This is a genomic window from Mycobacterium sp. Dal123C01, assembly GCF_052566995.1.
In genome coordinates, this window is record NZ_CP199580.1 from 4,510,904 (window position 1) to 4,535,394 (window position 24,491).

The 24,491-nt window shown below is 66.5% G+C and carries 20 protein-coding genes and 1 pseudogene; 11 read left to right on the forward strand and 10 right to left on the reverse strand.

All coding sequences use genetic code 11. The features are described from left to right. Positions 1 to 3: 3 nt before the first annotated feature. Together treY and treZ are read left to right on the forward strand one after the other, a co-directional pair. The gene (treY, locus tag ACTXG5_RS21170; protein ID WP_445160656.1) at positions 4 to 2,304 is read left to right on the forward strand and encodes a malto-oligosyltrehalose synthase; all 2,301 of its coding nucleotides are present in this window, start codon (positions 4 to 6) and stop codon (positions 2,302 to 2,304) included. After that, entirely contained in the window at positions 2,297 to 4,027 is a 1,731-nt protein-coding gene (gene treZ / locus ACTXG5_RS21175; RefSeq protein ID WP_445160657.1) for a malto-oligosyltrehalose trehalohydrolase, read from the forward strand. Before treY ends, treZ begins: the two co-directional genes overlap by 8 nt. Before the next feature lie 7 nt (positions 4,028 to 4,034). Here treZ and ACTXG5_RS21180 read toward each other — a convergent pair whose 3' ends face one another. Next, positions 4,035 to 4,625: a TetR/AcrR family transcriptional regulator gene (locus ACTXG5_RS21180; protein WP_445160658.1), complete on the reverse strand. Its 591-nt coding sequence runs from the start codon at positions 4,623 to 4,625 to the stop codon at positions 4,035 to 4,037. Between the two features lie 246 nt (positions 4,626 to 4,871). On the opposite strand from ACTXG5_RS21180, the pseudogene ACTXG5_RS21185 reads away from it, so the two are divergent. From ACTXG5_RS21185 to ACTXG5_RS21200, 4 genes and pseudogenes are all read left to right on the forward strand, one after another. Further along, a pseudogene (locus tag ACTXG5_RS21185) lies at positions 4,872 to 6,403 on the forward strand (class I adenylate-forming enzyme family protein). Positions 6,404 to 6,459: 56 nt separating this feature from the next. Beyond that, a complete protein-coding gene (locus ACTXG5_RS21190) occupies positions 6,460 to 7,251 on the forward strand; it encodes an alpha/beta hydrolase (protein ID WP_445160659.1) in 792 nt (263 codons plus the stop codon). A gap of 108 nt (positions 7,252 to 7,359) precedes the next feature. Further along, on the forward strand, positions 7,360 to 8,016 hold the full coding sequence (locus ACTXG5_RS21195; protein WP_445160660.1) for a class I SAM-dependent methyltransferase: 657 nt from the start codon (positions 7,360 to 7,362) through the stop codon (positions 8,014 to 8,016). A gap of 54 nt (positions 8,017 to 8,070) precedes the next feature. After that, positions 8,071 to 9,300 (forward strand): serine hydrolase domain-containing protein, encoded by a 1,230-nt coding sequence (locus ACTXG5_RS21200; RefSeq protein WP_445160661.1) that lies wholly within the window; start codon positions 8,071 to 8,073, stop codon positions 9,298 to 9,300. A gap of 1 nt (position 9,301) precedes the next feature. On the opposite strand, the gene ACTXG5_RS21205 is transcribed toward ACTXG5_RS21200, so the two are convergent. After that, the gene (locus tag ACTXG5_RS21205; RefSeq protein WP_445160662.1) at positions 9,302 to 10,624 is read right to left on the reverse strand and encodes an aminotransferase class I/II-fold pyridoxal phosphate-dependent enzyme; all 1,323 of its coding nucleotides are present in this window, start codon (positions 10,622 to 10,624) and stop codon (positions 9,302 to 9,304) included. Positions 10,625 to 10,664: 40 nt separating this feature from the next. Here ACTXG5_RS21205 and ACTXG5_RS21210 point away from each other — a divergent pair, with 40 nt between their 5' ends. Beyond that, positions 10,665 to 11,327, forward strand: coding sequence for a pyridoxamine 5'-phosphate oxidase family protein (locus ACTXG5_RS21210; protein WP_445164529.1), 663 nt, complete (start codon positions 10,665 to 10,667; stop codon positions 11,325 to 11,327). A gap of 8 nt (positions 11,328 to 11,335) precedes the next feature. Here ACTXG5_RS21210 and ilvA read toward each other — a convergent pair whose 3' ends face one another. From ilvA to ACTXG5_RS21225, 3 genes are all read right to left on the reverse strand, one after another. Further along, positions 11,336 to 12,634, reverse strand: coding sequence for a threonine ammonia-lyase (gene ilvA / locus ACTXG5_RS21215; protein WP_445160663.1), 1,299 nt, complete (start codon positions 12,632 to 12,634; stop codon positions 11,336 to 11,338). Between the two features lie 43 nt (positions 12,635 to 12,677). Next, positions 12,678 to 13,115: a nitroreductase family deazaflavin-dependent oxidoreductase gene (locus tag ACTXG5_RS21220; RefSeq protein WP_445160664.1), complete on the reverse strand. Its 438-nt coding sequence runs from the start codon at positions 13,113 to 13,115 to the stop codon at positions 12,678 to 12,680. A gap of 80 nt (positions 13,116 to 13,195) precedes the next feature. Next, entirely contained in the window at positions 13,196 to 15,088 is a 1,893-nt protein-coding gene (locus ACTXG5_RS21225; RefSeq protein ID WP_445160665.1) for a lysophospholipid acyltransferase, read from the reverse strand. A 195-nt stretch (positions 15,089 to 15,283) separates the two neighbouring features. On the opposite strand from ACTXG5_RS21225, the gene ACTXG5_RS21230 reads away from it, so the two are divergent. Then, entirely contained in the window at positions 15,284 to 16,129 is an 846-nt protein-coding gene (locus ACTXG5_RS21230; RefSeq protein WP_445160666.1) for a class I SAM-dependent methyltransferase, read from the forward strand. Here the strand turns inward: ACTXG5_RS21230 and ACTXG5_RS21235 are convergent. Beyond that, positions 16,126 to 16,530 (reverse strand): MerR family transcriptional regulator, encoded by a 405-nt coding sequence (locus ACTXG5_RS21235; protein ID WP_445160667.1) that lies wholly within the window; start codon positions 16,528 to 16,530, stop codon positions 16,126 to 16,128. The two genes, ACTXG5_RS21230 and ACTXG5_RS21235, sit on opposite strands and share 4 nt — an antisense overlap. A 59-nt stretch (positions 16,531 to 16,589) precedes the next feature. On the opposite strand from ACTXG5_RS21235, the gene ACTXG5_RS21240 reads away from it, so the two are divergent. After that, positions 16,590 to 17,033, forward strand: a complete 444-nt coding sequence (locus ACTXG5_RS21240; RefSeq protein ID WP_445160668.1) for a PPOX class F420-dependent oxidoreductase — start codon at positions 16,590 to 16,592, stop codon at positions 17,031 to 17,033. A 104-nt stretch (positions 17,034 to 17,137) separates the two neighbouring features. On the opposite strand, the gene dnaE is transcribed toward ACTXG5_RS21240, so the two are convergent. The 4 genes from dnaE to ACTXG5_RS21260 form a co-directional block, all read right to left on the reverse strand. Continuing rightward, positions 17,138 to 20,671 (reverse strand): DNA polymerase III subunit alpha, encoded by a 3,534-nt coding sequence (dnaE, locus tag ACTXG5_RS21245; RefSeq protein WP_445160669.1) that lies wholly within the window; start codon positions 20,669 to 20,671, stop codon positions 17,138 to 17,140. Between the two features lie 66 nt (positions 20,672 to 20,737). Then, positions 20,738 to 21,169: a type II toxin-antitoxin system Rv0910 family toxin gene (locus tag ACTXG5_RS21250; RefSeq protein ID WP_445160670.1), complete on the reverse strand. Its 432-nt coding sequence runs from the start codon at positions 21,167 to 21,169 to the stop codon at positions 20,738 to 20,740. Positions 21,170 to 21,315: 146 nt separating this feature from the next. After that, positions 21,316 to 22,119: an SDR family NAD(P)-dependent oxidoreductase gene (locus ACTXG5_RS21255; protein ID WP_445160671.1), complete on the reverse strand. Its 804-nt coding sequence runs from the start codon at positions 22,117 to 22,119 to the stop codon at positions 21,316 to 21,318. Between the two features lie 4 nt (positions 22,120 to 22,123). Further along, positions 22,124 to 23,140 carry an SDR family NAD(P)-dependent oxidoreductase gene (locus ACTXG5_RS21260; protein WP_445160672.1) on the reverse strand — a complete coding sequence of 339 codons (1,017 nt, stop codon included), beginning with the start codon at positions 23,138 to 23,140 and terminating at the stop codon, positions 22,124 to 22,126. Positions 23,141 to 23,362: 222 nt separating this feature from the next. On the opposite strand from ACTXG5_RS21260, the gene ACTXG5_RS21265 reads away from it, so the two are divergent. Then, a complete protein-coding gene (locus ACTXG5_RS21265; RefSeq protein ID WP_445160673.1) occupies positions 23,363 to 23,773 on the forward strand; it encodes a group I truncated hemoglobin in 411 nt (136 codons plus the stop codon). 74 nt (positions 23,774 to 23,847) lie between these two features. After that, positions 23,848 to 24,480: an MliC family protein gene (locus ACTXG5_RS21270; protein WP_445160674.1), complete on the forward strand. Its 633-nt coding sequence runs from the start codon at positions 23,848 to 23,850 to the stop codon at positions 24,478 to 24,480. The last annotated feature ends 11 nt before the right edge of the window (positions 24,481 to 24,491 follow it).

The following is a 24,491-nucleotide window of genomic DNA, read 5'->3' on the forward strand; positions in this document are numbered from 1 at the left end:
CATATGGCTTTTCCGGTGCTGTCCACCTATCGGTTGCAGCTGCGCGGTCCCTCCAGCGGAAGTGCCTTCACCTTCGCCGACGCCGAAAATCTGCTGGATTACCTCGACGCGCTGGGGGTGTCGCATGTCTACCTGTCCCCAATCCTGACCGCGGTGACCGGGTCGGCCCACGGATACGACGTCACCGATCCGACGACGGTGTCGCCGGAGCTGGGCGGGGCCGAAGGCCTGGCCCGGCTGTCGGCGGCGGCCCGGGCACGCGGCATCGGGCTGATCGTCGACATCGTGCCCAACCACGTCGGGGTGGACCAGCCCACCCAGAACCCGTGGTGGTGGGACGTGTTACGGCACGGCCGCTCATCGTCCTACGCAACGTTTTTCGACATCGACTGGGACCTGGACGAGCAGGGCCGGATCGTGCTGCCGGTGTTGGGTTCCGACGATGACGTCGCCGACCTGAAGGTGGACGAAGACCAGCTGCGGTTGGGCGACCTGGTGCTGCCGATTGCCCCGGGCACCGGCGACGGCACCGGGCCGCAGGTGCACGAACGTCAGCACTACCGGTTGGTGGGCTGGCGCAGCGGACTCGTCGGTTATCGGCGTTTCTTCTCGATCACCTCGCTGGCCGGGCTGCGCCAGGAGGATCGCGCGGTGTTCGCCACCAACCACGCGGAAATCGCCCGTTGGTTCCGCGAGGGACTTGTCGACGGTGTGCGCATCGACCACCCCGACGGATTGTCCGACCCCAGCGGGTATTTGGCCTGGCTGCGCGAGCTGCTCGGCCCCACGGCCTGGATTGTGATCGAGAAGATCCTGGCCGTCGACGAGGCACTGGAGCCCACGCTGCCGATCGAGGGCACCACCGGCTACGACGTACTACGGGAACTGGGCGGAGTGTTCGTCGACCCGGCCGGGGCGCCGGCCCTGACCGAACTCGTCGAGTCAGCGGGCGTCGACTATCACGCGATCCCGCAGCTGTTGGCAGACCTCAAGATTGAAGTGGCCACCGAGACCCTCGCCAGCGAGCTGGCCAGGCTGCGGCGAGCCATCGCGACGGCCGCCGGCACCGACCACCCACTGCTGCCCGAGGCGGTGGCCGCACTGCTCAGCCACATCGACGTCTACCGCAGCGACTACCGCGGGCTGGCGGCGGTCCTGCCCAGTGCCCTGGCCGAAACCCAAGCCGCCCGACCGGAACTGGGGCCGGGGCTGCAGGTGCTCACCGCGGCGCTGGCGCATGGTGGCGAGTCCGCCTCGCGCCTGCAACAACTGTGTGGCGCGGTGACGGCCAAGGCCGTGGAGGACTGTTTGTTCTACCGCGACGCCCGGCTCGTCTCGCTCAACGAGGTGGGCGGCGAACCGCACCGGTTTGGCGTCGGCGCCGCGGAGTTTCACCACAGCAACGCCACCCGCGCCCGGCTGTGGCCGCAGACGATGACCACGCTGTCCACCCACGACACCAAACGCGGCGAGGACGTGCGCGCCCGCATCGGCGTGCTGTCCCAGGTGCCGTCGCTGTGGACGGAGTTCGTCGCCCGCTGGGAACTCGAGGCGCCTTCCCCCGATGCCGCGACCGGACAGTTCTTGTGGCAGAACATCTTCGGCGTGTGGCCGCTGAGCGGCGAGGTCACCGACGGATTGCGCGACCGGCTGCACGCGTATGCCGAGAAGGCGATCCGGGAAGCGGCGCTGCATACCTCGTGGAACGACCCGGACACCGCGTTCGAGGACGCGATCCATCGCTGGCTCGATACCGTGCTGGACGGCCCGGTGGCCGGCCAGCTGACCGAGCTTGTCGCCCAACTCAACCCGCACGCCGCCAGTGACGCGCTGGGCCAGAAACTGCTCGCGCTGACCGTGCCCGGCATCCCCGACGTTTACCAGGGCACCGAGCTGTGGGACGACAGCCTGGTCGACCCGGACAACCGCCGGCCCGTCGACTATGCCGCTCGCCGAGCCGCTCTCATCGAGTTGCGCCACCCGAAGCTCCGCGTGGCCGCCACGGCACTGCGGCTGCGGCGGTCCCGTCCGGACAGCTTCGTGGGCGCCGACCATGTTCCGGTGCTGGCCGACGGCCAGGCCAGTGATCATGTCGTGGCGTTCCGTCGCGGCGACGACATTCTGGTCGCGGTCACCCGCTGGACGGTGCGGCTGGCCGAAACGGGTTGGGGCAACACGGTGCTGCCGCTACCCGAGGGCTCCTGGACCGACACGCTCACCGGCGCGATGGCGAGCGGGCCGACGTCGACCGCCGAATTGTTCGCCGACCTGCCCGTCGTGCTGCTGGAACGCAACAATGGCTGAATTCCGGGTCTGGGCCCCCAAACCCACGTTGGTGCGCCTCGACGTCGACGGCACGGTGCACGCGATGACGCGTTCCGACGACGGCTGGTGGCACGCGAACGTCGATGCGCCGGCAGACGCCCGCTACGGGTACCTGCTCGACGACGACCCGACCGTGCTGCCCGACCCGCGATCATCCCGTCAACCCGATGGGGTGCACGCTCGCTCACAGTTGTGGGACCCGAGCCACGGCTGGACAGACGGCGACTGGGCCGGCCGGTCGGTCGAAGGCGCGGTGATCTACGAGCTGCACGTCGGCACCTTCACCGGCGAGGGGACCTTCGACGCCGCGATCGAGAAGCTGGACTATCTGGTCGATCTCGGGATCGACTTCGTCGAGCTGATGCCGGTCAACTCCTTCGCCGGAACCCACGGCTGGGGATACGACGGCGTGTTGTGGTACAGCGTGCACGAACCTTACGGCGGTCCGGACGGCCTGGTCCGGTTCGTCGACGCCTGCCACGCGCGTGGTTTGGGCGTCCTGATCGACGCGGTGTTCAACCACTTCGGCCCATCGGGAAATTACCTGCCGCGGTTTGGTCCGTACCTGTCGTCGGGGAGCAACCCGTGGGGGGAAGGCGTCAACATCGCCGACGCCGACTCCGACGAGGTGCGCCGGTACATCATCGGGTGCGCGCTGCGCTGGATGCGCGACTTCCATGCCGACGGTCTGCGGCTGGACGCGGTGCATGCGCTGGTGGATACCACGGCCGTCCACGTACTCGAGGAGATGGCAGGAGAAACCGATTGGCTGGCACAACAAGTGGGCCGGCCGCTGTCGCTGGTCGCCGAGAGCGACCTCAACGACCCGCGGATGATCACCCCGCGTGATCACTACGGCTACGGAATTTCCGCGCAATGGGATGACGACATCCATCACGCCATCCACACCGCGGTGTCCGGCGAGCGTCAGGGCTATTACGCGGACTTCGGTTCGCTGGCCACGCTGGCCGAAACTCTGCGCCGTGGCTTCTTTCACGCCGGCACCTATTCGTCGTTCCGCCGGCGCCGGCATGGGCGCCCGCTCGATATCAAAGCCATCCCGGCCGGCCGGTTAGTCGCCTATACCTGCACGCACGACCAGGTCGGCAACCGCGCTCTCGGGGACCGGCCGTCGCAGCACCTGACCGGCGGCCAGCTGGCGATCAAGGCCGCCCTGGTCCTCGGGTCGCCTTACGCCGCAATGCTTTTCATGGGCGAGGAGTGGGGGGCGTCGACGCCGTTCCAGTTCTTCAGCTCCCATCCCGAACCGGAGCTGGCCCGGGCCACCGCGGAAGGGCGCAAAGCCGAGTTCGCCGAGCACGGTTGGGATGCCGACGATATCCCCGACCCGCAGGACCCGCAGACGTTTGCGCACTCCAAGCTGAACTGGGGCGAGATCGATTCCGGGGAGCATGACCGGCTGCTGCGTTTCTATCGGGACCTGATCGCCTTGCGGCGCAACGACCCCGATCTGGCCGACCCCTGGCTGGAGCATCTCGCCGTCGACTACGACGAGGAACCACGCTGGATCACCCTGTGCCGCGGACAGTTACGCATCGCATGCAACCTCGGCGCCGAACCGGTGACGGTACCGGTCGCCGGCGATGTCGTCCTCGCGTGGGGAGAGCCGACCCGCAGCGGTGACAACACCGTGCTGGAAGGCCATTCGGTCGCGATCCTGCGCTTCCCCACCGTCGGCTAAACGCTGCCTAGGTCCACGAGGGATGGTAGGACGCAGTGAGAATCCCCCGGGTGGCAGCGCCTACCCGATTCGACACGGCCACCGGATCTGAGGCGTCGAATTTGCCGTCGAGGTGCAGGAATGCGAGACCGTGCACGAGGGCCCAGACCGCGGTGGACATCGCTTCTACGTCGGCGTCGGGGAAAGCCGCCCGAACAGCGCCACTGACGAGTTCCCTGACGGCGCTCGTGGCAGCAAGTCGATCCTGGTTATCCCGATCGCAGGGTCCTCCGAACATCACGTGAAATAACGCGGGACGGCGGATGGCGAATTCGACGTACGCTATTCCGATCGCCACGAGGTCGTCCAGCGTCGCAGGCGCGGCATTAGCGGCGGCCATGTAACCGGCCAGCTCGCGGTAGCCGACCGCGGCGACGGCGGAAATGAGGGCGTCGCGATCCGCGTAGTGGCGATAGGGCGCCCCGGGAGACACGCCGGCGCGGCGTGCTACCGCACGCAGCGAAAGTCCCGCGGTACCGCCATCTTCTTCGAGTAGCTTCATCGCCGCATGCACGCAGGCGGCCGCCAGGTCCCCGTGGTGGTAGGGCGAATTCGACATGAGCTAGATCACAAACCCTCAAATGTAGACATTGCTTACATTGCGACCTAATGTAAGCGATGTATACAGCTTAGACGTCCCGAAGCAAGAGATCACTGTCGTGGCGTTGCTAGACACGGGTCGCACCGGCGACCGCTGTCGCCCCCCAGGGGGCCGATCGCCCCAACTCCGCAGTGGCGCAACCATTTGCGAATGTTCTCAATGGTTGAGCACCGCCACGAAGAGTGTCGATAGAAGGCATCTGAGATGGTTTTGATCAGCGAAATCTCGCGCTCCGACAACCCGTTTCCGACTGTGGGCGTTTCCCGTGATAGCAGCGGCATTCCTTACTACGATCACTTGCCCGCCACCCTGCTGGACATGCTCGCAGCACAGGTAGACGACCACCCGGACAGTGAGGCGGTCATCGAACTCGGCGGTGACCGGATGACCTATCGACAGCTGTGGGACCGTGCATCCCGGGTTGCTGGAGGGCTGCGCGCCGACGGCCTGGCACCGGGTGACCGGGTGGCCGTCCGTTACCCGGCGGGGCTCAACTGGGTGCTGGCGTTCTGGGGCACTGTGATGGCCGGTGGCATCGCGACATTGGTCAACACGCGGTCGGATCGATCCGAAGTCAAGTTCGTGTTGTCCGACTCGGGCGCCCGAGTGGACCTCACGCCCGACACCGCGTTGCCCGACGGGCGACCGTATGTGACTGACCGCCTTGCCGACAGAGACACGGCGGCGCTCTTTACACCTCCGGGACCACGGGTCGCCCAAAGGGTGTGCCGACCACCCATCAGGCCTTTCTCACCAACTGCGAGAACGGGGCACGGTGTGTCGGGCTCCCGGCCGGCCCCGGCGAGGAACTGCGCACCCTGATCTCGGTCCCGATGTTTCACGTAACCGGTTGCGGTATACAGCTTTTAGCGATTACGTACGCCGGCGGGGCATCAGTGATCATGCCCACGCTGAACGTAGACAAGTTGTTGACCGCGCTGGCAGCCGAACGGATTTCGTGCATGGTGACCGTTCCTGCCATCTATTCGCTGTTGTTGCGGCACAAAGATTTTGCCGCAACCGACGTGTCCGGGGTGCGGTGGGTCGGCTACGGTGGTGCGCCAATCGCCCCAGCACTGGTGAGCAGGTTGAAGGATGCGTTCCCGCAAGCCAAGGCATTCAACGGGTACGGCATGACCGAGTCGGCCGCGCTGCTGACCGTCTTGCCCGACTCGGACGCCGTCGAACACGCCGATTCCGTGGGGTATGCCGTGCCGTCGGTCGACGTCGGGGTCGTCCCCTTCGGTGACGATCCGAAGGTCGGCGAGCTAGCTGTGCGAGGTGCCAATGTCACTGCGGGCTACTGGAATCGGCCAAAAGCCACTGCTGAGATGTTTACCGACGGCTGGATGCGGACCGGAGATGTGGTCCGAGTAGACGAGGCGGGCCGGGTGCACGTCATCGATCGGCTCAAGGACATCATCATCCGCGGTGGCGAAAACGTGTCCAGCGTCGAGATCGAGGCGGTGCTGCTGTCGGCACCCAATGTCGCGGATGCGTGCGTCTTGGCCGTGCCCGACGAAGTCATGGGCGAGAAGGTGGGTGCAGTGCTGTTCGGCGGGCAGGACGACGTCGACGTGAACGCGGTGATCGACTACTGCAGCGGCCAACTTGCCGACTACAAAATTCCCCAGTACGTCACGGTGGTGGCCGACTCGTTGCCCCGTAATGCCGGCGGCAAACTGCTCAAGGGCCAGCTACGCCAGCAGGTGCGCTGGGGGGCCGCGTTGCGGTGAACTGACTTAGCCCACCGAGTTCGCCGTCAACTCTCACACACGGAAAGAGAATTCTGATGCTCGAAGTAATCGACAAAGGGGAAGTCACCGAACAGCATCCAGCTCCACTACTCTTCGTGCACGGTGCGTGGCAGGCCGGGTGGTGCTGGGATATGAACTTTCTCGATTTCTTTGCCGAACAAGGATTTCGCGCGGTGGCGCTGAGCATGCGCGGTCACGGCGCGAGCACGCCGGCGAAACCGTCACGGATTTGGTCGATTTCGGACTACCTGAGCGATGTGGCATCCGTGGCGGACAAGCTTCCCGCCGCGCCGGTGATGGTCGGGCATTCGATGGGCGGATTCCTGGTGCAAAAGTACCTGGAGGACCGCGAGCTGCCCGCCGCCGTACTCTTGGGCTCGGCACCACCGCGAGGGCAGCTTCGTTCACTGCTTCGGCCGATGGCTCGGCATCCCTGGCGCTGCACCAAGTTCTCCCTTACCGGCAAGCCCGCTCACCTGTACGGGTCCTCACCGGCGGGGGCTCGGGAACTCTTTTTCGGCGACAAGGCGGACGACGATCTCGCTAACGCCTTCGCGGCGCGGCTTCAATCCGATAGCGGTCGTGCGATCTTCTTCGACATGGTGGCCGGCAATCTGGTGCGCACAAACAGAGTCAGCACACCCGTGCTTGTCATCGGCGGCGAGAAAGATCGGATATACAACCAGAACGACGTGCGCCGAACCGCCACCGCCTATCACACAGAACCCGTCTTCATGCCCGGCATGGGACACGAGCTGATGATCGAACCCGGATGGGCGGCTGTTGCGGAAACGATCAAATTCTGGCTGGGCCAGCAAGGACTGTGAGGCCCCCAACCGAACTGCGGTCAAGCCCAAACCGGGATAGCACACTGCTACAAGGCCATTCGGTCACGATCCTGCGCCATGGGTGAACCTGGCCGATAACATCGGCGAATGGCCGAACAGCCTCCCGGAGATTTCATCCCGGCAGCTCCGCAATTGTGGACCTACGACGCCCTGAGCTTTCTGCTGACGGGTACTCGGCGATGGCGCCCGGCACTGCTGGCCCAACTCTCCCCCGCCCCCGGCGACGTGATCGCGGACGTCGGCTGCGGCACGGGCACGCAACTACGGCTGATCGCGCGCGTGTGTCCATCGGCGACCCTGATCGGGATCGACCCGGATGCGGCGATCCGCGAGCGGGCCCGGGCCAAGCTCGCCGGGTCGACGCCGCCGGTGGCGCTGCTGGCCGGATACGCACGCGACACCGCGGAGCTGTTGAGCGGGCGCGGCGTCACGAAGGTGTTGTCGTCACTGGTTTTTCATCAGGTACCGCTCGAGGAGAAGCGCGCGGGCCTGGCCGCGATCCACGAAACACTGCCGCCCGGCGGCAGCTTGCATGTCGCCGACTACGGACTGCAGCGCACCGCGAAGATGCGCAAGCGGTTTCGGCTCGTGCAGAAGGGTGACGGGTTCGAGAACACCGAGCCCAACGCCCAAGGCGTACTGCCGGAACTGATGGCCGATGTGGGTTTCGATCACGTCGAGGAAACCCACGTGTTCGAGACGGTCAGCGGATCGATGTCGATCTACCGTGCCGCGCTCCGCTAGCGCTACCATCACCGCGACGCCCGGATAACCGCGACGCTTGCAACGGAGCAGAACATGGCCCAAAAGGTCCAAATCCCGCCCGATCTGATAGGCGGCGACGTCGACGAGGGCTACGGCAAGGTCGCCGACGCCTTCCGGCGCAACCTGAGCAGCGGTCGCGAGATCGGCGCCGCGATCGCGGTCTATCGCGACGGCCGCAAGGTCGTCGATTTGTGGGGCGGCTACCGCAACGGGATCACCCGCGCGCCGTGGGAACAGGACACCCTCGTCAACGTGTTCTCGACCACGAAAGGCATTGCCTCCCTTGCGGTTGCGGTGGCCGCTTCCAAGGGCTACCTCTCGTATGACGCCAAGGTCACCGACTACTGGCCGGACTTCGCGCAGGCCGGTAAAGAGATGGTGACCGTGCGGCAGCTGCTGGCGCATCAGGCCGGATTGCCCGTCGTCAAACCGCCGCTGACGCTGCAGGAATTGGCCGACCCGCCGACGATGTCGGCGAAGCTCGCGGCGCAGGTGCCAGCCTGGAAACCGGGGACCAGACACGGCTATCACGGCATCACCCTTGGCTGGTACGAAGGCGAACTGATCCGCCGCACCGACCCCGCCGGGCGTTCGCTGGGCCGGTTTTTCGCCGAGGAGATCGCCGGCCCGCTGGGGCTCGACTTGTATATCGGGCTGCCGCCCTCGGTCGACCGCGATCGCGTCGCGCACTTGCACGCCTGGTCTTTCCCGAAGTTGCTGTTGCATCTGAACACGATGCCGCCGCTCTTTGTGCTGGATTTGTTCAATCCCTTCGGACTGGCGGCACCCTCACTCGTGTTCGCCAAAGGGATCAAATCTCCCGAGGCCTTCAACCGCGACGAGCTGCGCGTGGTCGAGATGCCCGCCGTCAATGGCACCGGTACCGCGCGCTCGATCGCCCGGCTGTACGGCAGCGCCGCCACCGGCGGTCGCGAGCTCGGCTTGACCGCCGACACCCTCGACGCGCTGCACAAGCCCGCGCTGCCACCGACAAAGGGACTGCGCGACAAGGTGCTGCACATCGATACGACGTTCTCGCTGGGCTTCAACAAGCCCGTCCCCGTGTGTGTCTTCGGTTCGACCGACAATGCCTTCGGCACGCCGGGCGCGGGCGGCTCGTTCGGATTCGCCGATCCAGACACCGGCATCGGCTACGGCTACGTGATGAACAAGCTGGGTTTCCACCTGGTGAGCGATCCGCGGGAAGTCGCCCTGCGGCACGCGCTATTCCACGAAACCCTGGGGACCAGGCCCCAAGTCTGACCTACACGCTGCCACGGCCTTTGGCCCGCACCGCGTCGGCGACCGCACCGGCGAGCGGATCGATTTCGTCGTCGGCCAGCTCCGCGATGGTGATGCGGATTCCCGCCGGCGTGCCGATCCGGAAACGTGTTCCCGGTGCCGCGGCCCAGCCCGCATTCAGCAGCCGGGTGATCGCGACGGTCTCATCGGGAACCGGGATCCACACGTTGAGGCCGGACCGGCCATAAGCGACGACGCCGCGGTCGGCCAGCGCGGCGCACAAGCGAGTGCGGTTGCTGGTGTATCGCCGCTCCGCCGCGCGGACGAGGTCCGTTGCCGCGTCCTCCGACCACAACTGCACCGCGAGATCCTGCAGCAGGTGACTGACCCACCCCGGCCCGAGCCGCAGCCGCCCGTGTACCCGCTCGACGGTGCGCTGGTCTCCGGCCAGGACGGCCACCCGCAGGTCGGGACCGTAGGCCTTCGATGCCGACCGGACAAATGCCCAGTGGCTGTTCGATCCTGCCAACGAATGCAAGGGTGCACCGGAAATGCCGGCGCAGTGGTCGTCTTCGACGAGCAGCAGATCGTCGGAGCCCGCCAACAAACCCCGCAGCTCGCCGGCACGCTGCTCGGACAACGCCGCGCCGGTCGGGTTCTGCGCGCGAGTGGTGATGACCAGCGCGCGCACGCCGCGACCGAGCGCCCGGGCGACGTCGGCAACCAGCGGCCCGTCGTCGTCCACCCGCACCGGCTCAACCGAAAGTCCGAGTGCGGCAATAAGATCCAGTAGATTGGCCCAGCCCGGATCCTCGACGGCCACGCGGTCGCCGGGGCGCAGATGCGCGGTGAGCGCCCGCTCGATGCCATCGAGTGCCCCGCTGGTCACCGCGAGATGATCGGCCGGAATACCGTCGGCGGTCAGCGTCACGCGGGCGTGGTCGACCAACTCCGGCGACATGGCCGGCTCCCCGTACAGTACCGGACGCCGGCTCGAATGATGTTGCGGTACAGCGGCAATGGGCAGTAGATCGGGATCCGGGTTGCCGGTCGACAGATCGCGCACGCCCGCGGGAATGTCGAGGCTGAGCAGGGAGCGCGGGCTGGTCGCGGGGCGGTGCCGCACCCGGGTACCCCGACGCCCCGAGGTTTCCACGGCCCCGCGATCGCGCAGCAGGCGGTAGGCGGCGGCCGCGGTGTTGGCGTTCACGCCGAGCCGCGCTGCCAGTTCCCTGACCGGGGGCAACGCGTCGCCGGGCGCCAGGGCGCCGGCCGAGATGCCCTGTTCGATGTTGGCTGCTATCGACTCCGCGCCCGTCCCCGCTATGCTGTGTTGTACTGGCACGTTATCAATTATGTACTATTACAATAGCGAAGGCAATCCGATGGAAACCGCGTACCAACCCACTTCGCGAACGACGCCCACTCGCTACCGGGAACGCGCCCGCTACGACCGCGACACCGTCCATCGCATCCTGGATGAGGCCCTGATCTGCCACGTCGGCTACCTGAGCGCCGGTCGGCCGGTGGTGTTGCCGACGACGCACGCCCGCCTCGGCGAGAGGCTCTACCTGCACGGCTCCACCGGCAGCGGACCGATGCTGGGCGCCAAGGCGGGAGCGTCGAGCCTGCCCGTGTGCGTCACCGCCACCCTCGTCGACGGGCTGGTGCTGGCCCGCTCGGCGCTGCATCATTCGCTGGTGTATCGCTCGGTGGTCGTGGTCGGCAACGCACGCTTGGTCGAGGACCCGGCGGAGAAGTCGCATGCGCTGGGCGGACTGCTCGACCACATCGCACCCGGACGTGCCGCCGACTGCAGGGCGCCGAATGCGCGGGAACTCGCCGCGACCGCGGTGCTCGCCCTTGACCTGGTCGAGGTTTCGGCCAAGGTGCGCGACGGCGGGCCCATCGACGAGCCGGAGGATTGCGCGCTGCCGCACTGGGCCGGCGTGCTTCCACTGCGCCTGACGGCCGGTGCGCCGGTGCCGGCCGACGACCTCGATCCCACTACCCCGGCGCCGGACTATCTGACGCACTACTCGCGCTAGGGTGCCGCCTAGAGCAGCAGATAGCGGTAGGCCGGCGAGCCCGGGTGCAGGGTCTCGAAATGAATCTCGGTCTCGCGCATCCGGGCCAGCAGGTCGTCCAGCTCCGCCGAGGACCCCAGCTGAATACCGACCAGCGCCTCACCGGTCTCCCGGTTGTTGCGCTTGACGTACTCGAACAAGGTGATGTCGTCGTTGGGCCCCAGCACGCCGTCGAGGAACCGGCGCAACGCACCGGGCTCCTGCGGGAAGTCCACTAGGAAGTAGTGCTTGAGGCCGAGGTGGACCAGCGAGCGCTCGAGCACCTCGCCGTAGCGCGACACGTCGTTGTTGCCGCCCGAAATGAGGCAGACAACGGTGGATCCCGGCTCGATGTCGGCTTCCAGCAGGCCGGCGATCGACAGCGCGCCCGCCGGCTCGGCGATGATGCCCTCGTTCTGGTAGAGGTCCAGCATCGCCGTGCACACCGCGCCCTCGTCGACCATCGTGATCGACACCATGTCGCCCGCGGCGGCCAGCGCGGCATGCGTCAGCGTTCCGGCCCGCTTCACCGCGGCGCCGTCCACGAACTGGTCGACATGGTCGAGCGTCACCGGCTCGCCGGCGGCCAGTGCGGCCATCATCGCCGCGGCCCCGGCCGGTTCGATACCCAGCACCGAGGTGTTCGTCGTCCGCTCGGCCAGATAGGTCGTGATGCCCGCGATGCAGCCACCGCCGCCCACCGGGACGACCACCAGGTCAGGCTCCCCCAGACCGAGCTCGTCGAGCTGGTCCAGGATTTCGACGGCGATGGTGCCCTGACCGGCGATCGTTCGCGGGTCGTCGTACGGCGGCACCAGCGTCGCGCCAGTGCGTTGGACGTCCGCGAGCGCCGCCTCGGCGGCGAGATCGTAGGTCGATCCGCCCACGATCAGCTCGATGAAGCTTCCCCCGTGGTAGCGGATCCGGTCACGCTTCTGTTTGGGCGTTTTGGCCGGCACGTAGACGCGGCCGTGCACACCCAGGGTCCGGCAGGCGTAGGCGAACCCCTGCGCGTGATTGCCCGCCGACGAGCACACCACGCCGGCGCCGATCTCCTCGTCGGACAGTTGCACCAGCAGGTTGTAGGCGCCGCGCAGCTTGTAGGAACGCACGATCTGCAGGTCTTCGCGCTTGAGGTAGACCTGCGCACCGGTGATCTCCGACAGCCGATCGCTGTACTGCAGCGGGGTCGGCGTGACTACCGCGGCGATCCGCTGAGCAGCGCTGTCAATGTCGGCCCCGGAAAGGAGAGGCAACGGCGACATGCTCGGGCTCAGGTCAGCGGACACCGACTAATGGTGCCACGCACCCCCCGCCACCTGCCTAATCGGCTCAGCTCACCGGGGTCAGCACGAACACCGGAATCTGGCGTTCGGTCTTCGTCTGGTAGTCGGCGTAGTCCGGCCAGGCCTCGACGGCGCGGTCCCACCAGGCGGCCTTCTCGTCCCCGAACACCTCGCGGGCGTCGTAGTCGCGGGTGCTCGCCCCGTCTTGCAGTTCGACCCGCGGGTTCTTGGCGATGTTGTAGTACCAGACCGGGTTCTTCGGGGCGCCACCAAGCGAGGCGACGACGGCGTACTCGCCGTCGTGCTCAACTCGCATCAGCGGCGTCTTGCGGATTTTGCCGGTCTTGGCGCCGACCGTGGTCAGCAGAATGATGGGCTTGCCCTTCATGTCCGCCGCCTCGGCACCGCCGGATTCGGCGTACTTGTCGGCTTGTTCGCGGGACCAATCCCAAGGGCTGGGTTCGTATTCACCTGTCAGCGGCATTCCACCACTCTAGGCCCGATTCAGCACCGCAGGCAGGGGCAGCGACGCCCTCGAATTCGGCTAGTCAGCGCACGGCCGCGTCACTGGGTTCTGGCGAGTTCGGCAATCACATTGACCCGTCGGGTCGCCGTCGCGATCTCGTCGGCGAACTCCTGCCGGCGCTTGGCGAGGTGCTCGGAATCGGAACCTTCGATCAGCTCGCGATGGCGAGCCAGCCGCAGCGCGGTCTTGAAGAGTTCCATCGACCTCGACTCGGCGCTGGCGATCCTGCGCTGCAGCTCCCACTGCTTGCCCAACTCCAGACATTCGGTGAGGAACGCATTCTCGTCGAGGGGCTCGTCCCCGAGGGCGGCCAGCCGGTCGGCGACGATGTGGTGGGCATCGAGGAACGGCCGCAGCACCAAATGCGCCAACAGCAGATCGGCCGATTCCAGCAGTCCCCGCACATCGGCGGCCGCAGCCGCCTTGCTGGTGTCCTCCACCGGGCCGATCAGCCGTACTTCGTCGGCCAGCTCCTTTTCGAACTGGGCGCGGCCCGAGAACAAGAACTCGAACTTCAGCAGCTCACGCAAACTCAGCGCCTCATCGCGCACCGTCACCGGCGACACCATGCCGTCCGCGGAATTCTCGGCCTTTTCCGCGGCGGCCAGCAACGCGGTTTCGGCAATCGCGCGGTCGACCAAGATGTGGATCGCGGTATTGCGGTAGAACGCCGCGACCAAGTGCTGGTCCTCGCCGATCCCCCACACCGCTTCGGTGCCGGCGTCATACACGCTGACCACCCCGGAGGCGACGAGCTCGTGCAACGTCCACCGGAGCGTGGAGCGATTCGTCAGGTCCGCGGCCCCGGCGACCGCCCAGTTTCGCGCGGTGATGTAGCTGGCCAACGGTCGCACGGTGGCCAGCACCTCGCTGATCGACATCGACCGGTCCGCGCCCAGCAACGCCAGGCTCACCACCGCTGTCGGGGTGACCGGCGTCGCGCGGTTGATCCGGTGTTCGACGTCGAGCGCGATGCGTTCGACCTCGGTCCCGGTGCCCGCTTCGTCGCCGCGCATTTCCTCGAGTCGTTTACGCAGCGGCAGCGGTTCGCCGAAGTCCAGGTAAGCGCGACCGAGCCGCTTTCCCTGCTGGCGCGCCAAGCCGACCAGGAAGCGAAGGTCTTCGGGCCGTTTCACCGCGCCGTAGGCTTCGGTGGTCATCGCCTCCACCTCGTGCAGCTGGTCGTACACGATCGAGGTCGGCACCAAATACACTTCAGGGCCGTCGATTTCGTCGACGGCGTCGGTGAGGTAGCGCAGGATGCCGAACACCGGTGGCCGCAACTTGCCGGTCCGGGTGCGCCCACCTTCGATCGACCAGGTGAGGTTGGTGTGGTCCTGTACCAGCTGGGCGGTGTAGGCGCGCAGCACGAATCGGTAGACGGGAATGTCTTTGGTCGCCCGCCGGATGAAGATCGTCCCGGTCCGCTTGGCGAAACCGCCCATCGGGAAGAAGTTCAGGTTGGCCCCGCCGAACGTAAAGGCCGCCGAGAGCCGGTTGGCCACGATCATCTCGGGCAGCAGCATGCCGTCCAGGTACGACCGGTGCGAAAAGGCAAACGCCAACGTCGCTTTGCGGTCCAGGGTGCGCAGCTGCGCGATCTGATCCTCGTCAACCAGCACGTCATAGGCCCGCATCAGCCAGCGGCTGAACCCGCGCCAACCCTGCACCGCCCGCTCGTCCAGCGAGGCCGCCATCTCGCGCAGGTAACCCGCCGCTTCGGCGCGCACGTCGCCGGGGTCGCGGCCCAGCTCGTCGGCCAGCTTGGCAAGCCGCTCGTCGTACCACGGTGCACCCAGCAATTGGGCCACTGCGGCCGGGTCGGTCGGTAGCGGTGTCACCGACTCTTCGATAATTCCGCCGCGCTGCAACATCTTTCGCAGCCCAACACCGCCGCGTTCACGCGCTGTCGCGAGCCGCCCCCCGGTCACGCCGCTCGCACCGTTCTCGTCATTTCCGTTCTCCTTAGGGTGTCGCCGGGTGGCGGAACCGGCTTCTCACCAGCAGCGCACTGTCCACATCCCCTCGGTGAGCGTACGTCCGTTGTCAGGGGGCACGGAACACAATTCGCGATTTCGGCATCGCACCCGTCTGCTCGATCGGCGGACGCCGAGTACGTTCGGATGATGCGGTACGAACCCGGTGCTGACGCGAACCACCTCACGCCGCTGGAACAGACCGCGCTGCTGACTCAATACGCCCGAGCGCTGGACAGCCAATGGCCCCGGCCAATTCTCGGAGACACGCTGGCCGCCGAGATCGTCGCCAAAGTCGACTATGACTTCGCCGGGCTCGGCGTCCCCACGAGCGTGGTGTGCCAGGCGGCGCTGCGTGCCAAGATGCTCGACGAAAGGGTGCGGACGTTCACTGCCGAGCATCCCGACGCCGTCGTCATCGACCTGGGTGCCGGGTTGGACTCGGGCCCGTTTCGGGTGTGCCCGCCCGCCACCGTCGACTGGTACAGCGTCGATCTGCCGGGTGTCAGCGCTCTGCGCCGCCGGCTGATGCCGACCAGCGAGCGCGCCCACGTGGTGACCGCATCGGTGGCCGACTTGAGCTGGCCCAACACCATCCCCGCCGATCGGCCCGCGATGGTGATCGCCGACGGACTGTTCGCGTTTCTCTCCGAGCCGGTGATCCGCGCTGTCTTTCGGCGCGTCACCGCGTATTTCACCTCCGGGGAATTGGCCTTCAACGACTACGGCCGCATCGGCTCTTTCTCCCGGCTTGCGGTGAAACTGGCCCCGCAGCGGATGTTCAGCAGCGTCGGCGCCCAATGGGGCTACCCGGGGTTCGAAGATGCCCGAGTGCCCGAAACATGGAATCCGCAGTTGAAGCTGGTCGAAGAGGTCAGCCTGGCGCACGCGCCCGAGGTTGAGCTGTTCCCGGGCTGGATTCGGTTCGCCACCAAGGTTTCCGGGATGTTCGAGGCAGGCGCCCGCAAAGCCCGGATCTTGCGCTACCAGTTCTAGGCCGGGTGGATGCCGCACGTGCAGGCGTCGATCGACGGACAGGTGCAGCTCATTCCCCACTCGATGACGCCCCGCGCCCGGGCCAGCGACGCCATCTGGTCGTCGATCTCGGCGAGCTTGGCCTCGGCGAGTGCACGGCTGGCGGGGCGCCCCGGCGCATCGTCGGCGAACAGCAGCTGGATTTCTTCCAGCGCGAAGCCGGCGGATTTGCACAGCCGGATCACCTCGAGGCGGGCCAGGATCGAGCCGTCGTAGCGGCGCCGACCGGCCAGGCGCGCCGGCGGCGGCAACAGCCCGATCTGCTCGTAGTAGCGCAGCGTGGTCGCCGCCACCCCGGCTTCGCGCGCGACCTCTCCGATCGTGAGCGTCGCCCGCGAGCGAGTGGTACCGACAACAGCCATCGGGCCTCCCAGCATCCGGCGCTTGACTTCGAGTCAACTCTAAGTCATTGACTGTGATCATGCATAGAACCGCACACACCGAGCTGATCGACGCTCGCTACGCGCTACTCCGATCGTTCCGGCGCGACGGCGCACCCCGGGACACCCCCATCTGGTTCGCGCTGGACGGCGACGCCTTGGTATTCCGCACCAAGGTGGGCCCCAAGACCAAGCGGCTCGCGGCCCGCCCCGACATCGAACTCCGTGCGTGCGACCACCGGGGCCGGGTTCGCCGCGGTGCGGTGACGGTGACCGGGCGTGCCACGCTGCTCTCAGGCGCCGACGCCGAACGGGCCAACCGGATATTGCACCAGCGCTACGGCTGGCAGTGGAACATCGTGCCGCTGATCAAAGTGCCGGGCGTGACCAACGTTCACCAGGATCTGGGCGTCCGGGAGAAGCTGCGCCGGGCACGTGACCGCAACGTCTGGGCCGACAGCGTCATCGTCCGGGTGGAGTTCTAGGCCCCACCGCGCCATCGAGTGTGAAGCTGGCCGCACACTCGGGCACGAGTGTGAAGCTGGCCGCACACTCGCGAAGGTGGCCGCACACTCGCGAAGGTGGCGGCCTAATTGCCCAGGCAGCCAGGGCCGAGCAGCGCCTTGAGGTCACCCATCAATGCCGGCGACGGCGTCACCCGCAGCGACTGATCCAGCTCCAGGGTGGTGATCCGGTCGCCGCTGATCAGCCGCAGATGCACCTGCGCGGTGCCCGGATGGCGCGCCAGCACCTGCTTGAGCGCGCTGACCTTGTCGATGGTGCACTGCCGGGTCGGCAAGCTGACCGCCAGCGGGCGATTCGGCTGGGCGTTGGAAAAGTCCGGCACCACAAGCTCGTTGGCGATCAACGAGATCCGGTCGTCGCGGATCGCCACCTTGGCGTTGACCAGCACCACCGCGTCGTCGGCGATGTCGGCGCCGTATGCGGAGTAGGCGTGCGGGAAGAACATCACCTCGATGCCACCGGTGAGGTCTTCCAACTGGGCTGACGCCCAGGGCATTCCGTTCTTATTGACCCGCCGGTTCACCGAGGCCAGGATGCCGCCGACCCGCACCTGGGTCTCGTTGGCGACATCGCCGTCCAGGATCGCCGGGATCTGCGTGTCGACGTGAGCGGATAGCAGGTGCGCCACCCCGTTGAGCGGATGCCCGGACACGTAGAGCCCCAGCATCTCCCGCTCCAGGGCGAGCTTGTGTTTGTCTTCCCACTCGTCGTCGGACACCCGGATGGTGAACACCGCGTCGGCGCCCGCATCGCCGCCGCCGAACAGGTCGTACTGGCCCATCGCCTCGGCCTTCTTGGTGCCCAGCACCGAGTCGACCGCGTCGGTGTGTACCAGGAAAAGACCCTTGCGGGCATGCCCCAGGGAATCGAACGCGCCGGCCTTGATCAGCGATTCGGTGACCTTCTTGTTGCACGCCGAGATGTCGATCTTGTTCAGGTAGTCCGAGAAGTCGGTGAATTTGCTTTTCTCGCTGCGGGTTTTGATCAACGAGCCCACCACGTTGGCACCGACGTTGCGCACCGCGCCCAGGCCGAAGCGGATGTCCTTTCCGACCGACGCGAAGTTCACCAGGGACTCGTTGACATCGGGCGGCAGCACCGTGATGCCGAGCTTGCGGCAGTCGGCCAGATAGACCGCGGCCTTGTCCTTGTCGTCGCCCACCGACGTCAACAGCCCGGCCATGTACTCGCCCGGGTAGTTGGCCTTCAGATACGCGGTCCAGTAGGAGACCAGGCCGTAGCCGGCCGCGTGTGACTTGTTGAACGCGTACCCCGCGAACGGAAGAATGGTGTCCCACAAGGCTTTCACCGCGCGCTCGGAGAACCCGTTGGCGGTCATGCCGTCGTAGAAACCCTTGTACTCCGCCTCCAGCACCTCGAGCTTCTTCTTGCCCATCGCTTTACGCAGCGCGTCGGCCTTGCCCATCGTGTAGGAGGCGACCTTTTGGGCGATGAGCATGATCTGCTCTTGGTAGACGATCAGGCCGTGCGTCTCCGACAGGATCTCGCGCAGGGGTTCCTCGAGCTCCGGGTGGATCGGCTTGACCGCCTGGCGGCCGTTCTTGCGGTCGGCGTAGTCGTTGTGGGCGTTCATGCCCATCGGCCCCGGCCGGTACAACGCCAGCACGGCGACGATGTCGTTGAACTCGGTGGGCTGCATCCGGCGCAGCAGATCGCGCATCGGCCCGCCGTCGAGCTGGAACACGCCCAGGGTGTCACCGCGGCCCAGCAGCTCGTAGGTGGCCTTGTCGTCCAGCTCCACCGCTTCCAGATCGAGGTCAATCCCCCTGTTGGCCTTGATGTTTTCCAGCGCGTCGCCAATGATCGTCAGGTTTCGCAGACCCAGGAAGTCCATCTTCAGCAGGCCGATGGCCTCACACGACGGGTAGTCCCAGCCGGTGATGATGGCCCCGTCCTGCGGTCGCTTCCACAACGGGATGGCCTCGGTCAGCGGCTCGCTACTCATGATCACCGCACACGCGTGCACGCCGGCATTGCGGATCAGGCCCTCAAGACCGCGCGCCGTCTGGTAGATAGTGCGCACGTCCGGGTCGGTTTCGATCAGGCTGCGCACCTCGGCGGCTTCCTTGAACCGCTCGTGGTTGGGGTCGGTGATGCCTGACAGCGGGATGTCCTTGGCCATGATCGCCGGCGGCAGCGCCTTGGTGATCCGGTCGGCGATCGCAAACCCCGGCTGCCCGTAGTGAATACGGGCCGAATCCTTCAGGGCCGCTTTGGTTTTAATCGTGCCGAAGGTGATGACCTGGGCGACGCGGTCGGAGCCCCACTTCTCGGCGGCGTAGCGCACCATCTCACCGCGGCGACGGTCGTCGAAGTCGATGTCGATGTCGGGTGCCGACGGACGCTCCGGGTTGAGGAACCGCTCGAACAGCAGACCATGCGGAATCGGGTCGATGTTGGTGATGCCCATCGCGTAGGCCACCAGCGAACCCGCCGCCGAACCACGCCCCGGCCCGACCCGGATGTCGACCGACCGTGCGTGGTTGATCAGGTCGGCGACGATCAGGAAGTACGCCGGATAGCCCTTGTCGCAGATGACCTTGATCTCGAATTCGGCCCGGTCGATGTAGTCCTGACCGACACCGGATCCGAAGCGTCGCTGCAGTCCCGCCATCACCTCGTGGTGCAGCCAGGTCGCCTGGTCGTGTCCTTCGGGCACCGGGAACACGGGCATCCGGTCGCGCGGCGCCCACACCTCGTCGTACGGCTGTACTCGCTCGGCGATCAGCAGCGTGGAGTCGCAGGCGCCGGGCACCTCGTCGTCCCAGATCTTGCGCATGTCGGCGGCCGACTTGAGGTAGTAGCCGTCGCCGTCGAACTTGAAGCGGTTGGGGTCCGACAGCGTCTTGCCGGTCTGCACGCACAACAACGCCTCGTGGTTGTGCGAGTGGTCGCGGGTGACGTAGTGGCAGTCGTTGGTGGCGAGCGGCGGGATGCCGAGCTTGCGGCCGATTTCGAGCAATCCTTCGCGGACCCGCTGTTCGATGGACAGCCCGTGGTCCATCAGCTCCAGGAAGTAGTTGTCGGCACCGAAGATCTCGCGCCACTTGGCGGCCGACTCCACCGCCTCGCGCTCCTGGCCGAGCCGCAGCCGGGTCTGCACCTCCCCCGACGGGCATCCGGTGGTGGCGATGATGCCGGCGGCGTTTTCGGCGATGATCTCAGCGTCCATCCGCGACCACTTGCCCAGCTGGCCCTCGAAGGAAGCCAGCGAGGACAGCTTGAACAGATTCCGCAGTCCGGTGGCGTTCTCGGCGACCATCGTCATGTGCGTGTAGGAGCCACTGCCCGAGACGTCGTCGGATTTCTGGCCGGGGTCGCCCCACAGGATTCGCCGGGTCTCAAAGCGCGAGGCGGGGGCGATATAGGCCTCGACACCGATGATCGGCTTGATGCCGACTTTGGCCGCCGCATTGTAGAACTCGCTGGCGCCGAACATGTTTCCGTGGTCGGTCATGCCGACCGCGGGCATCTGCAGCCGCTCCACCTCGGCGAACATCGGCGTGATCTTGGCGGCCCCGTCCAACATCGAGTACTCGGTGTGGTTATGCAGGTGGACGAAAGATGAACCGCTCATAGGGACGCCAGTCTATGACCGACTACCGACGCATCCTCGGCGTGTCGCGTAAGTGTGTCTGGGTTTCTATCCGTACAGCTCGACGAAGTTCTTCAGCGACTTCTCCACGTCGCCTTTGACGGCGCGCGCCGCCGCGGATCCGACCGGGCCGAACAACGCCCGCCCGCCCAGCTCAAGCCGCAAACCGAGGGTGGACCCGTCGCCGGTGGGCCGCACCGTCAGGGTGACGCCGTATTTGGCGCCGCCCTTACCCGAACCCGACATCGCAACCTCGTGCGGCGGGTCCCAGGTGGTCACCGTCCAGGTCACCCGGTTGCGCATGCCCTTGGCGCGCGCCACGCCGATGATCTGGGTGCCCTCGGCGATCTCGTCGGGCAGCTCGCTGCGCCACCCCTCGTGCATCACCAGCCAGTCGCCCAGATCCGACAGATCCGACACGTGGTCCCACATGTCCTGCGGGGTCATCGGGACGTCGGCGGACAACTCAACGGCGGCCATCAAGCAAACCTATCCCGAGGCTCACGGCTTTGAGCGTGCGCTCAGGGCTTTGCGTGTGCGCTCAGGCCGCCGTGCACGCACACTCGTTGCCACCTGCGCACACTCGCCGCCGTGGACGCACACTCGCCGCCGTAGTGCGGCGGCGATCAGCGGCTGGGCCCGCCGCGGAATCGGTTACCGATCCGGATCGCGGGCAAGAGCAGGGTGCGCGGGACGTATCGGCCACCGTGGCTGACGACCTTGGGGACGACGCCGGGCACCACGCTGCGCTTGCCGCCCAGCATGCCGCCGATCGCGGCTTCGGCGACATCGTGCGGCGAGACCTGAGCAACCGGGATGCTGAACCGGTTGGCGTTGGCGATCTCGGCCCACTCGGTGGGCACCGGGCCCGGACACAGCGCCGTCACCGACACGCCCGTTCCATGCAGCTCCTCGTGGACGGCTTCGGAGAATGTCTGCACAAAGGCCTTGGTGGCCGAGTACACCGCCATATAGGGAAGCGGCTGGAATCCGGCGATCGACGCGATGTTCATCACGGCTCCGGCGCCGCGCTCGACCATGCCGGGCAACGCCGCGTGCGTTAAATCCATCAATGCGAGCGCGTTGAGGATGACCTCTTCACGCTCGCGTTCGATCGGCAACTCGTGAAAGACCCCGCTGGTGCCGAAGCCGGCGCTGTTGCACAGGCCGGCGATCGGGTCGGTGCGGAGTCGGTCGGCCAATTTCGCGCGGCCTTTACTGTCGCTGAGGTCCAGCGGCAGAACCTCAACCGCGACCGCGTGTTCCTCGCCCACCTGGGTGGCGATCTCGTCGAGGCGCTCACGCCGCCGGGCAACCAGCAACAGCGGGAAGCCGCGCCGGGCCAGCCCGCTGGCCAGTTCGGCGCCGATTCCGGACGACGCCCCGGTAATGACGACGGTTGTATAGGTGTCGGGTTTCGGAAGGCTCATCGTGTCACCAGTGAATTCCGCGGGTCGCCCGCACAAAGGTCTCGCTTCGGCTGTCGAATTGCGATGTGTCGGTATCGGATTCGCCGCCCTTGGCGGCGGTGGAGTCCTGGAACATGCCGAACGCCCGGTTACGCACCCGATCCATCACCGCCGGGTTGATGGCGTCGGCGACGGCAGCGAACTGCCCAAAGGGCGAGCTGGCCCGCCGGGGCCGGTGGACGATCGCGTCCGTGATCACCCCGGCCGCCTGATCCGGCGTCAGCGCCGGGAACTTGTCATACATCTTGGTCGGGCTGATCATCGGGGTCCGCACCAGCGCCATGTGCACGGTGGTGAATTTGACGTCGTCGTTCACGACTTCGGCCTGCAGTGCGTCGCAAAGGCTGTCCAGGGCGGCCTTGCTGGCGATGTAGGCACCGAAACGCGGGGCGCGAGTCTGCACGCCGACCGACGAAACATTGATGATCTGGCCGAAACCACGCTCGCGCATCCCCGGGATGAATTTGAGGATGAGCTGGACGGCGCCCAGGTAGTTCAGCTGCATGGTCCGCTGGTAGTCGTGAATCCGGTCGTAGGACAGCGCCAGCGACCGTCGAATGGAGCGCCCCGCATTGTTGATCAGGATGTCGACTCCGCCCAGGTCGTTGAGCACCTGGTCGGCCATCGCGGCGATGGCGTCCATGTCCGAGAGGTCGCACGGGTAGACGTGGGCGGTCCCGCCGTCGGCGCGGATGTCGTCGGCGACTTTCTCCAGGTTCTCCGGTGTGCGAGCGACCAGCACCACCTGTGAGCCCGCGTCCGCGATTTTCTTCGCAGCCGCCGCGCCGATGCCCGACGATCCGCCGGTGATGAGGACGGTCCGACCGACCGCGGCGTCGTCGAGCGTGCGGCCTTGCACCGCGTCCAGCACGTTCCTCAGATAGAACGGTCGATATCGCCCCGTCGAGTTGGGGGTGTTGATGATGTTGGAGACCACCGCGAATGGCTTTTCCACCAAGTTCGTTATGTCACCAAGATTCATCGGCTTTGACTCCTGACGGCGGGTGCTGTGACGTGGGTCATATACCCAACTTAGGGCACCGGCCGACGACGATTGCAGATCACCGTCAGGTGAACGGGGCGCTGCGTCTCACCCAGCGACCGAAGATGCGGGTAGACCTCGGCAATCGGCTTGTTACCTCGGGCAATCCGAGCGTGATCGCGGACTAACTGACGGGCAACGCTGGGGTGTTCCCCTGGTTACATGAAACTCACGGCAACCTTTCGCAAGCCGGAGCCGACAACCATCTATGACCGGATCGGCGGGCACGAGGCGCTCGAAGTCGTCGTCGAGGACTTCTACGTTCGCGTGCTCGCCGATGACCAGCTGTCGGGCTTCTTCACCGGAACGAACATGAACCGCCTCAAAGGCAAGCAGGTCGAGTTCTTCGCGGCCGCTCTCGGCGCGCACGAGATCTATCACGGCGCCCCGATGAAACAGATACATCAGGGCCGCGGCATCACCATGCAGCACTTCAGCCTGGTCGCCGGGCATTTGGCCGACGCTCTGGCCGCGGCCGGGGTCCCGCCGACGACGGTGACCGACATCCTCAGTGTCGTCGCACCGCTGGCCCCAGACATCGCCTCCGGCGACGCCAGCATCGCCAACGTCTGAGCCGCCCAGAAGAATTTCTCGGTGCGCGGGCGTGTCGCGCACGGTGATCGCGGCGCAGCCGGTAGTCAGCACGTATGAGGCGGATCGCAGTCATCGTCGCGGCACTGATGGTGGCCGCATGCAGTTCCACGACCAACCAGCCGGTGTCCAGTTCGCCGTCCGCGCCGCCCACCAGCGCCAGTCCCACACCCGCGGCTGCGGCACTCGACTGCACCAAACCGGCCAACGCCGCGCAACAACTGGCCTGCACCGACTCGCACATATTCGACCTCGAGCGTCAGGTGCAGATCGCCTTCCGGCAGGCGCTGGCCCGGCCCGGCGGGGATCAATCCGCGCTGACGGCCGCGCAGAACACCTGGGCGACGGCCCGCGATGACTGTGCCCGCAACGCCGACGTCCATACCTGTGTGCTGGAGGCCTATCAGACCCGGCTGGTGCAGTTGGCCCTTGCCGACCCGACCACCGTGGCTCCGCCCGTCATCACCTATCACTGCCCCGCCGACTCCGGCCCGCTGACCGCTCAGTTCTATAACCAGTTCGCGCCGCCGACCGCGGTGCTCAACTGGAAAGGCAACCAGGAGATCCTGTTCATCTTGCCGTCCGGCAGCGGCGCGAGGTACGGCCGGCAGGGCTCCGAATACTGGGAGCACCAGGGTGAAGTCACACTTGACTTCAATGGCACCAAGTTCGTCTGTTCCACGTCGTGATCTCGTCGAGC

Coding starts and splice junctions, on each gene's coding strand:
- ACTXG5_RS21235 (WP_445160667.1), bottom strand. CDS start 16,530: ATGGCTGTTGTCGGTACCACTCGCTCGCGGGCGACGCTCACGATCGGA.
- ACTXG5_RS21190 (WP_445160659.1), top strand. CDS start 6,460: ATGCTCGAAGTAATCGACAAAGGGGAAGTCACCGAACAGCATCCAGCT.
- ACTXG5_RS21200 (WP_445160661.1), top strand. CDS start 8,071: ATGGCCCAAAAGGTCCAAATCCCGCCCGATCTGATAGGCGGCGACGTC.
- treY (WP_445160656.1), top strand. CDS start 4: ATGGCTTTTCCGGTGCTGTCCACCTATCGGTTGCAGCTGCGCGGTCCC.
- ACTXG5_RS21220 (WP_445160664.1), bottom strand. CDS start 13,115: ATGCCGCTGACAGGTGAATACGAACCCAGCCCTTGGGATTGGTCCCGC.
- ACTXG5_RS21180 (WP_445160658.1), bottom strand. CDS start 4,625: ATGTCGAATTCGCCCTACCACCACGGGGACCTGGCGGCCGCCTGCGTG.
- ACTXG5_RS21255 (WP_445160671.1), bottom strand. CDS start 22,119: ATGAGCCTTCCGAAACCCGACACCTATACAACCGTCGTCATTACCGGG.
- ACTXG5_RS21265 (WP_445160673.1), top strand. CDS start 23,363: ATGAAACTCACGGCAACCTTTCGCAAGCCGGAGCCGACAACCATCTAT.
- dnaE (WP_445160669.1), bottom strand. CDS start 20,671: ATGAGCGGTTCATCTTTCGTCCACCTGCATAACCACACCGAGTACTCG.
- ACTXG5_RS21260 (WP_445160672.1), bottom strand. CDS start 23,140: ATGAATCTTGGTGACATAACGAACTTGGTGGAAAAGCCATTCGCGGTG.
- treZ (WP_445160657.1), top strand. CDS start 2,297: ATGGCTGAATTCCGGGTCTGGGCCCCCAAACCCACGTTGGTGCGCCTC.
- ACTXG5_RS21210 (WP_445164529.1), top strand. CDS start 10,665: ATGGAAACCGCGTACCAACCCACTTCGCGAACGACGCCCACTCGCTAC.
- ACTXG5_RS21230 (WP_445160666.1), top strand. CDS start 15,284: ATGCGGTACGAACCCGGTGCTGACGCGAACCACCTCACGCCGCTGGAA.
- ACTXG5_RS21250 (WP_445160670.1), bottom strand. CDS start 21,169: ATGGCCGCCGTTGAGTTGTCCGCCGACGTCCCGATGACCCCGCAGGAC.
- ACTXG5_RS21270 (WP_445160674.1), top strand. CDS start 23,848: ATGAGGCGGATCGCAGTCATCGTCGCGGCACTGATGGTGGCCGCATGC.
- ACTXG5_RS21195 (WP_445160660.1), top strand. CDS start 7,360: ATGGCCGAACAGCCTCCCGGAGATTTCATCCCGGCAGCTCCGCAATTG.
- ACTXG5_RS21240 (WP_445160668.1), top strand. CDS start 16,590: ATGCATAGAACCGCACACACCGAGCTGATCGACGCTCGCTACGCGCTA.